The 315-nt window shown below is 57.8% G+C and carries 1 protein-coding gene; it reads left to right on the top strand.

Annotation, left to right across the window (positions count from 1 at the left end; genetic code table 11):
• Positions 1-315, top strand: a 315-nt coding sequence (locus KK062_RS30185) for a hypothetical protein (RefSeq protein ID WP_254088102.1), incomplete at both ends; no start/stop codon positions are given.

The raw sequence follows: 315 nt of genomic DNA on the forward strand, positions 1-315 counted from the left end.
TACTGCTGGTGAACCGGTGGCAGAACGAGTCGATCGTGCGACCATTGATCGAGAAGCGACGAAACGCCGGCATTGTCGTTCTTACAATCCCCACCGTATGTGAAGACCGTGCGTTGCGCGATCTTTTTGCCGTGACAACGGTGCCACACATTGTGTGGGTAGATGCCGCCGGGGTGATCCGGTCGATTTCGAGCGGTAGCGAGCTCAACGCGACCAACATCGAGGCCATGCTGGCCGGTAACGTGAACATGCCTCAGAAAGATGTACGTGAGCGCGCAGCGGATCTCATGCTGGAGGCGCCGGATGATCGGATAC

It is taken from the genome of Dawidia cretensis, from assembly GCF_018598175.1.
GTDB classification, from domain to species: Bacteria; Bacteroidota; Bacteroidia; order Cytophagales; family Cyclobacteriaceae; genus Ohtaekwangia; species Ohtaekwangia cretensis.